Source organism: Streptomyces sp. NPDC059456 (assembly GCF_042750055.1).
Classification (GTDB): Bacteria; Actinomycetota; Actinomycetes; order Streptomycetales; family Streptomycetaceae; genus Streptomyces.
Genome location: NZ_JBHYVA010000379.1, coordinates 1 through 8,077 on the forward strand (window position 1 = coordinate 1; position 8,077 = coordinate 8,077).

The following is an 8,077-nucleotide window of genomic DNA, read 5'->3' on the forward strand; positions in this document are numbered from 1 at the left end:
TCCCCCCACCCATCACTCTCTCCCCTCCCGGGCCGCGCTGCGCGCCCGCGCGCCCGCCCCCCCCCCCCACGACCACGTTCGGCAATGGACGGGTGGTCAACGCGTCCCATGCGTGGGGCGTCGGCGCTAGTCGGTGCAGTACCGCTTGATGGCCGCGTTGAAGGCGGTGTCGAAGGCCAGGTCGTGGGCTTCCTTCGCCGCCTTCATGGCCGCCGTGTCGGCCACCAGGCCCTGGGCGAGGGGCTTCGGCTGCGGCTTCGCGTCGCAGTTGCCGGCCTGGGCGAGGTCCTTGCCGGTGGTGAATCCCTCGGTGGCGCCGGCCTTCCGCGCCGCGTCGATCGCGTTCTTGTTGACGGTGTCCTGTGCCGCCTGGCCGCTCAGGCAGGTCACGGTGGTCCCGCCGGCCGTGGCCGCGTACTTGCCGTTCGGCTGGTCGGGGACGGTGAACTTTCCATCCTCACCCACGGTGATGAGTACGCCTCCGGGGCCGTCGGTCTGGTCGACGGTCACCTTGGTCGCCTTGGTGAACCCTTCACCGGTGATGATCGACTTTGTCGCATCGCCCGGCTTCGGTTCGACGAAGCACTGTGCGGCGGTGGGCAGTGCCTGAGGAGTGGCCGCCCATACGGCCGCTGCGGCCGGCCCGATGGCCAGCGAACAGGCCAGGAGGGGGGCGCTCAGAGTCACACGTGTGCGCTTGTTCATCTTGGGTGTCCTCATACCTGTGGTGGGGTGAGGGAGGGGGCGCGAGGGGAACCAAGGCCGCACCGCGGCAGCGGACGAACGTCGGCCACTGCGTGCAGTCGGCGTGGCAGGGACGCCTGTGCTCCCCGCGTACGAACCGATCCACCCCAAGAGGGAGTCCGTTCCCTCCATCGTCCCCCGCCTTTCCGTGCGTGTCGAACGGGAGGCCGGTGGGGACCGGAACGGACTCGATTGACATTCGCGTGGGCCCGTCGTTGAGTGGAAACGAGCGACGGGAAGGCAACTGGCAGGAAGGCGCGGCCATGCGTCACCGCCATCCCCGTCCGACGTTGATTTGCCGCCCTCTCCTCGTGGCGCCGGGCCTGTCCCCGGCCGTCACCGTCGCAGCCGCGGGTGGACCCGGAGCACGAACGCCGACGCCCCAAATGCGAGGTGAACCGTGCGGCGAAGATTCCGTACACGACGGCTCCCGAGGCGCGGAACAAAATGACGGCCGCCTGCATGCAGGAATACGGCCATACCCGGACGCCCGCTCCTCAGTGACCAGTGACCAGTGACCAGTGACCAGGGGCCTCGGCGATCCCGGTGCCCCGGTGCGACCGTCAGTCCCGGCCGCCGCCCCGGGCGTCCAGGGCGGTGATCACCGCACCGCTGTGCAGCGTGGCCGTCAGGGTGGCCGGGGGAGCGGGGGCCGGGGGTGCGGGGACGGTGAGGGTGCGCCCGGGCGTACGGGAGTTCAGCGATCCCGTGGCGGTGATCTCCGCGACCTCCCTGCTGCCCGCGGCCAGTTGGTAGCCGTGGCCGGACGGGGCCCGCCACACCGTCGCCGCCAGGATGTGCTGCCCGAACCGCCCGCAGGCGGCGGTGGACCGGGCCTGAGCCACGGTCAGGGAGGGCCCCGCGGGCGGCCGGAGCCGGATCCGGACGTCGCCCCGGCCGGTCCAGTGGGTGGCGCGGGTACAGGACCAGACGGCCCGGCCGGGCGTTTCCGGGAGGTCCGTGACGGCGAAGTCCCACAGGTTGACCGCCCGGACCGACCGCCCGTCCACCTCGCCCAGCGTGCAGGCCTCCTGGGCCCAGCGCGCCAGCGCGGCGGGACCGGTGGCCTCGCGGGGCTGGCGGGCCGGGGGCGTGTCGGCGCCCTCCACGGGCGGGGTGTAGGTGAGGTGCACGGGGAGCAGCCCGCCGAGGTCGGCGAGGAGGAAGGCGTGCTTCTCGACGATCCGTGGCGAGGACGCGAGCTCCAGGACCGGGCGCGGCCCGCAGCCCTCGCCCCGGGTCTCGCGCGGGAGTTCGGTGGCGACCGTCCCGTCGGGGCCGATCGGCAGGGGGCGGACGGCGGCAGAGGGGGCGGTGAGGTCCCGGACCCCCGCGGTGGCGATCCACGGGGCGAGGAGCCGGCGGGCCGTGGTTCCGTCGCGGGTCAGGGTGACGGAGGCCGCGGTGGTGACGTTGGCGTCGTCGGTCCGGGCGATGTCGAGGCTGTGGCGGCCGCCCTGCTCGGTGTAGCGGACGATCCGGTCGGCGTCGTGGTACACGACGACGGCGGTCCCCGGCCCGGCGTCTCCGGCGAACAGCAGTTGGGGCGCGTGCTCCGGCGGCTCCGCCGAGGCCGAGGGCGCGACGGTGACGCTGACGGCCGCGCCGGAGGCCGGGGCGGCCCAGGCGCGGAGGGCCCGGGCGAGCAGGGCCCGGTCCCCGGTGCGCGGACCGCGGGCCGGCCAGGCGGTGAAGTCCACCCGGCCCGTGTCCGCCCAGGCCTGCGCGGGAACCCGTACCAGGCGCGCGGGATCGAGGGCGGCGCGGGCGGAGGGTGACCCGGCGTACGTGACGCGGAGCCCGGGGTCCGGCCCGGCGGCGGTGGCCCGCGTCAGCCCTGCGGCCAGCAGCAGGACGGCCGCGACGCCCCAGGCGGTGCGGACGCGGGTGCGGCGCAGCAGCAGATCGGTGGGACGGGTGTGGACGTCCGCGGCCGGGCCCACGGCTCCCGGTCCGGCTCCGGCCGCGCGGGCCGCCCGTACCTCGGCCGCCGGGTCACCGGCTCCGGCCTGCTCCAGCACCCCCGCCGCGGCGTCCTCGTCCAGCCCGTCGAACCGGCACAGCACGGAGGCGGCGCGGGCGTACGGGGTCAGCCCCGCCAGCCCGCGGGCCGCCTCGTCGAGCCCCTCGGCGCTGGGCCACATCCGCAGCCCCCACACCCACGGCGGCAACGGCCCGCGCGGCCGCCCGGCCGCGTGCCGCACCACCTCGGCCCGGACGGCCGCCAGCGGATCCCCGCCCTGCCGTGCCCGGCGCCCCGCGGCCCGCAGGGAATGCTGGACGGCGCGGTGGGCACGCAGCAGCCGCGTGTGCCGGTCGAGGCGGGGCGGCAGCACCAGGTAGGCCAGGCGCAGCAGTTGGGGGTAGCGCTCGACGATGATCGCCTCGGCCTGGCGCAGTCCGCTCGCGGATCCTTGACGTTGTCCCACGATGCGGACAACGAGTGAATCATGGGATGGTCACATCCGGCGGAACGCGGCGGCCGCCGGGCGGCACGGCCCGCAGCGGAAATCCCTTTTCGTGCGCAGCGGGCGCCCCCCTAGGCTGCGGGCATGTCGGATTCCGTGAGACTCGTCATCCTGATCGAAACCCTTCCCGGCCGCGGCCGTGAGCAGGTCGAGGCGTTCGCGCGCCTCGCGCCGGCCGTGCGCGCCGAGGACGGTTGCCTGCAGTACGACCTGCACGAAGTGAGCGGTGACCGCGACCGCTTCGTGCTCGTCGAGCACTGGGCGACGAGGGCGGCTCTCGCCGCGCACGACGTCGCCCCGCACATGCGGGAGGCCGACGCGGCCAACAAGGCGTTCCGTGCGGGTCCGGTTCAGGTGATCGAGCTGTCCGGTACGCCGGTGGCCTGACGGCTCGGGGCGTCGGACGGACCGGCCGAGGAGTCACCGGCACGCGCGGGGCGGTCCAGGGCCCGCCACTCGCGCCGGAGCATGGCGTACACCAGGTCGTCGCGCCATGCCCCCTTGAAGAGCTCCGTTCCGATGAAGCGGGCCTCCTGGCGCATGCCGAGGCGTGCGAGCAGTCCGGCGGAGGCGGTGTTGGACGCGTGGCAGCGGCCGATCACGCGGTGCAGCCCCAGTACGTCGAACGCCACGCCCAGAACGGCCGTCGCGGCCTCGGTGGCGAATCCCCTGCCCTGGTGGGCGGGGTGGAAGACGTAGCCGAGCTCGCCCTGGCGGTGTTCCACGCTGAGCAGGACCAGTTCCACCTGCCCGATGACCCCGCCCGTTCCCGGTTCGACGACCGCCAGGCTGAGGCAGTCCCCGTCCGCGGCCGGTCCGGTCTCCCGGGCCATCTGCTCCACCGCCACCCGGACGTCCTCCGGTCCGCGCGGCTCCCACGACATGAACCGGGCGACGTCGGGCCGGCGCTGGTAGTCGTGGACGTCCGCGGCGTCCTCGGGGCGGAACGGACGGAGTGTCAGCCGGTCGGTGGCGAGGGGGAAGTCGATGGGCAGCATCGGGCGACTGTACCCGGGACCCCGTCGGCATGCCGCGCCGCCCGGAACGCCGGGCGCGATTACCGTCGGCGCCATGGACGCTGATCGCAGACGGTGGCGCCAGTGCCTGCTCGGCGGGGCGGTGTTCGCCGTGTGCATGGCCGGCACCACTTTGCCCACCCCGCTCTACGGCCTCTACCAGGAGAAGTTCGGATTCTCCGAGCTGCAGGTGACGGTCGTGTACGCCGTGTACGCATTCGGCGTCATGGGAGTCCTGCTGCTGGCCGGCAACGCCTCGGACGTCGTGGGCAGGCGGCCCGTGCTGATGATGGGCCTCGGACTCGCGGCGGCCAGCGCCGGCTGCTTCCTGTGTGCCGGTGGGCTGGGCTGGCTGTACGCCGGCCGGCTGCTGTCGGGTCTGTCCGCGGGCCTGTTCACCGGGGCCGCCACGGCCTACGTCATCGAACTGGCGCCGCGGAGCCGCTCCTCACGCGCCACGTTCGTGGCGACGGCCGCCAACATGGGCGGTCTGGGCTGCGGCCCCCTGCTCGCCGGCGTGCTCGCCCAGTACGCCCCCTGGCCGCTGTACCTTCCGTTCCTCGTGCACCTCGCCCTCGTGGCCGGCTCGGCAGCCGTCCTGCTGCGACTCCCGGAGACGGTACGGGAACGGCAGCCGCTCGCGGCGGTACGGCCGCAGCGGCCCGCTCTGCCCGCATCCGTGCGGCAGGTGTTCCTGCCCGCCGCGGCCGCCTCGTTCGTGGGTTTCGCACTGTTCGGGGTGTTCACGTCCGTCAGCCCGGCCTTCCTCGTCGAGTCTCTGGGCGTTCACAACCGGGCCGTGAGCGGGCTGGTCGTCGCGCTGGCCTTCTTCGCGTCGACCGCCGGACAACTGGCCGTCGGCCGCATCGGGGTCGGCAGGTCCCTGCCCCTGGGCTGCGCGGCGCTCCTCGCCGGTCTGCTGCTGCTCGCGGGCGCCCTGTACCGGGACCTGCTGGCGCTGGTGGTGCTCAGCGCGCTCGTCGGCGGCGGCGGGCAGGGCCTGGCCTTCCGCGGGGCGCTCTCCGCGGTGGCCGGGGCGTCTCCGGACGACCGGCGCGCGGCGGTCATCTCGACGCTGTTCGTCGTCGCGTACGCGGGGATCTCGCTCCCGGTCATCGGCGTGGGCGTACTCACGGACCCGCTCGGCCTGGAGGGGGCCGGACTGGTGTTCCTCGCCTGTATGACCGCCCTGGTGTCGGCCGCGGCCGTCTACCTGCTGCGCCACCCGGTGCGCCAGGGGTAGCGGACCGCCGCCCCGCGAGGGCGGCCCTGAAGGCGGACGCCCGGTTCGCGCACCGGGCCCACGACCCGGGACGACGACCCTACAATCAGCCCGTGAGCGACGTCAGATGCACGTACTGCGGGACCGCCGGCATCGAGCAGGGCTTCGTCGAGGACAGCGGCGAGGGCTCCCGCGGCTATGCGCGCTGGATAGCCGGGCCGCTGGAGCGGGGTCTGCTGGGCGGCGCGAAAAGACTGGGCCGGCCGCGCCGCCAGATCGACGCCTACCGCTGCCCGAACTGCGGCCACCTGGAACTCTTCGCCACACAGCCCGTCTGAGCGCGCATCGAACGGGATCAGCGGCCCCAGCGCAGCGCCGCCGTCTGCACCGGCGCGTCCCACAGCCGCAGCATCTCCTCGTCGGCCCGGCACAGCGTCACGGAGCACCCCGCCATGTCCAGCGAGGTGACGTAGTTCCCCACGAGGACCCGGGCCACCGCAACGCCCCGCGCCGCCAGCACCCGGGCCACCTCCGCATGGAAGCCGTACAGCTCCAGCAGCGGCGTCGCGCCCATCCCGTTCACCAGGGCCAGCACGGGCCCGTCACCCGGTGCGGCGCTCGCCAGGTCGTCCAGCACGGCACCGACGGCGACCTCCGCGATCTCGCCGGCCGGCATCATCGGACGGCGCTCCCGCCCCGGCTCACCGTGGATCCCGATGCCCAGCTCCAGCTCGCCGTCGGGCAGGTCGAAGGTGGGACTGCCCTTCGCGGGGGTGGTGCAGGCGCTCAGCGCAACGCCGAAGCTGCCCGAGGCCTCGTTGACCCGCCGGGCCACCGCGGCGACCTGCTCCAGCGACGCGCCCTCCTCCGCCGCCGCACCGGCGATCTTCTCGACGAACAGGGTGGCTCCCGTGCCGCGACGCCCGGCGGTGTAAAGGCTGTCGGTGACGGCGACGTCGTCGTTGACCAGCACCCGTTCGACCTGGATGCCGTCCTCCTCGGCGAGCTCGGCGGCCATGTCGAAGTTCAGCACGTCCCCGGTGTAGTTCTTGACGACGAACAGCACGCCCTGCCCGGAGTCCACTGCCTTCGCCGCCCGCAGCATCTGGTCGGGCACGGGGGAGGTGAACACCTCGCCCGGACAGGCGGCGGACAGCATGCCGGGCCCGACGAAGCCGGCGTGCAGGGGCTCGTGTCCCGAGCCGCCACCGGAGACGAGACCGACCCGCCCGCCCTGCCGCGCGTCCCGCCGTACGACGACCCGCGCTTCGGCGTCCACGTCCAGTTCCGGATGTGCCGCGGCCAGCCCTCGCAGGGCGTCCGCGACCACGGTCTGCGGACTGTTGATCAGCATCTTCATCGTGTGCCTCCCGGTCGGAGCCGGCGGGGGAGCGGCCGGGAGCCGTCACGGATCGGATCACCGGACGCCGCGTGCCGGGCGGGCGCGTCCGCGCGGGCACGCCCTAAGAACAGTGTGCTGCCGAGCCCCGGAGATCCGCGAGGGCTCGGGCGAAGCCCGGTGGGGGAACCGGATGCCGGGGCGGCGGCACTGCTCCGAACGGGGGACGGTCCCGGCCCGCCTTTCCGGGACGGGCGACCCGCCTTACCCTGATCCCGGGGGGCTCGGGGCAGTCGAATGCCGGTCTCCGGACCGGCGGGAAGCGGGCACCCATGAAGGAGCGCCTCAAAGCATCAGGGCTGATCGGCGAACTCTCGGCCGAATTCGCCGGCACCATGATCCTCATACTCTTCGGCTGTGGTGTCGTGGCCCAGGTGGTCGCCGGCGGAGCCCTGACGGACCCCGCGGGCGGTCTCGGAAACCACGACAGCATCGCCTGGGCCTGGGGTCTCGGCGTGACCCTGGGCGTCTACGTCGCGGCGAGGCTGAGCGGCGCCCACCTCAATCCCGCGGTGACCGTCGCCCTGGCCGCCTTCAAGGGCTTCCCGTGGAAAAGGGTGGCCCCCTACGCGCTGGCCCAGGTCGCCGGAGCCTTCGTAGCGGCCCTGATCGTCCGCTGGAACTACACCGAGGCGTTGGCCAAGGCCGACCCCGGCCACACCATCAAGACGCAGGGCGTCTTCTCCACGCTCCCCGCCAACGGCAACCCGAACCTGCCGGTGCACGAGTGGGGCGCGCTGCGCGACCAGATCATCGGCACCGCGATCCTGCTCCTGCTGATCTTTGCGGTCACCGACCTGCTGGGCACGCCTCCGGGCGCCAACCTCGCCCCGTTCATCGTCGGCCTGATCGTCGTGGCGATCGGCATGGCCTGGGGCACCAACGCCGGGTACGCGATCAACCCGGCCCGTGACCTCGGCCCCCGGCTGGCCAGCTTCCTGACCGGGTACGGCACGGCATGGAGAGACCAGTACGGCAACCTCTACTTCTGGGTGCCGATCATCGGACCGTTCATCGGCGGTGTGCTGGGAGCGGGTCTCTACAAGCTGCTCATCGGCAGGTTCCTGCCGACCGCCGAACCGGAGCCTGCCGGACGCGTACCGGCACCGGAAGAGAGCTGACCCGGTCCGGGGGGGGGGGGCCCCCCCCCGGCCCGGCGGCAGCCCCCCCCACCGCCGACCCAAGGGATGGGGCCCCCCCAGGCCGTAATAGGCGGGGCCCGGGGCCA

General features: G+C 73.8%; 8 protein-coding genes. 4 read left to right on the forward strand and 4 right to left on the reverse strand.

Translation table 11 applies throughout. From position 1 onward, the window contains the following. Positions 1–126: 126 nt before the first annotated feature. The gene (locus ACFXA3_RS27345; protein ID WP_385191030.1) at positions 127–705 is read right to left on the reverse strand and encodes a hypothetical protein; all 579 of its coding nucleotides are present in this window, start codon (positions 703–705) and stop codon (positions 127–129) included. Positions 706–1,307: 602 nt separating this feature from the next. After that, positions 1,308–3,173 carry a hypothetical protein gene (locus tag ACFXA3_RS27350; RefSeq protein ID WP_385191032.1) on the reverse strand — a complete coding sequence of 622 codons (1,866 nt, stop codon included), beginning with the start codon at positions 3,171–3,173 and terminating at the stop codon, positions 1,308–1,310. A gap of 123 nt (positions 3,174–3,296) precedes the next feature. Here ACFXA3_RS27350 and ACFXA3_RS27355 point away from each other — a divergent pair, with 123 nt between their 5' ends. Next, a complete protein-coding gene (locus ACFXA3_RS27355) occupies positions 3,297–3,599 on the forward strand; it encodes a putative quinol monooxygenase (protein WP_385191033.1) in 303 nt (100 codons plus the stop codon). On the opposite strand, the gene ACFXA3_RS27360 is transcribed toward ACFXA3_RS27355, so the two are convergent. Next, positions 3,563–4,210, reverse strand: coding sequence for a GNAT family N-acetyltransferase (locus tag ACFXA3_RS27360; RefSeq protein ID WP_385191035.1), 648 nt, complete (start codon positions 4,208–4,210; stop codon positions 3,563–3,565). The two genes, ACFXA3_RS27355 and ACFXA3_RS27360, sit on opposite strands and share 37 nt — an antisense overlap. A 73-nt stretch (positions 4,211–4,283) precedes the next feature. Here ACFXA3_RS27360 and ACFXA3_RS27365 point away from each other — a divergent pair, with 73 nt between their 5' ends. Together ACFXA3_RS27365 and ACFXA3_RS27370 are read left to right on the forward strand one after the other, a co-directional pair. Beyond that, positions 4,284–5,471: an MFS transporter gene (locus ACFXA3_RS27365; protein ID WP_385191037.1), complete on the forward strand. Its 1,188-nt coding sequence runs from the start codon at positions 4,284–4,286 to the stop codon at positions 5,469–5,471. Between the two features lie 92 nt (positions 5,472–5,563). Continuing rightward, a complete protein-coding gene (locus tag ACFXA3_RS27370) occupies positions 5,564–5,788 on the forward strand; it encodes a hypothetical protein (RefSeq protein WP_385191039.1) in 225 nt (74 codons plus the stop codon). Positions 5,789–5,805: 17 nt separating this feature from the next. Here the strand turns inward: ACFXA3_RS27370 and dhaK are convergent, their stop codons facing one another. Next, entirely contained in the window at positions 5,806–6,810 is a 1,005-nt protein-coding gene (dhaK, locus tag ACFXA3_RS27375) for a dihydroxyacetone kinase subunit DhaK (RefSeq protein WP_385191040.1), read from the reverse strand. A gap of 311 nt (positions 6,811–7,121) precedes the next feature. Between dhaK and ACFXA3_RS27380 the strand changes: the two genes are divergently transcribed. Further along, entirely contained in the window at positions 7,122–7,970 is an 849-nt protein-coding gene (locus ACFXA3_RS27380) for an MIP/aquaporin family protein (protein ID WP_385191041.1), read from the forward strand. Positions 7,971–8,077: the final 107 nt, after the last annotated feature.

Coding starts and splice junctions, on each gene's coding strand:
- ACFXA3_RS27345 (WP_385191030.1), bottom strand. CDS start 705: ATGAACAAGCGCACACGTGTGACTCTGAGCGCCCCCCTCCTGGCCTGT.
- ACFXA3_RS27355 (WP_385191033.1), top strand. CDS start 3,297: ATGTCGGATTCCGTGAGACTCGTCATCCTGATCGAAACCCTTCCCGGC.
- ACFXA3_RS27360 (WP_385191035.1), bottom strand. CDS start 4,210: ATGCTGCCCATCGACTTCCCCCTCGCCACCGACCGGCTGACACTCCGT.
- ACFXA3_RS27365 (WP_385191037.1), top strand. CDS start 4,284: ATGGACGCTGATCGCAGACGGTGGCGCCAGTGCCTGCTCGGCGGGGCG.
- dhaK (WP_385191040.1), bottom strand. CDS start 6,810: ATGAAGATGCTGATCAACAGTCCGCAGACCGTGGTCGCGGACGCCCTG.
- ACFXA3_RS27380 (WP_385191041.1), top strand. CDS start 7,122: ATGAAGGAGCGCCTCAAAGCATCAGGGCTGATCGGCGAACTCTCGGCC.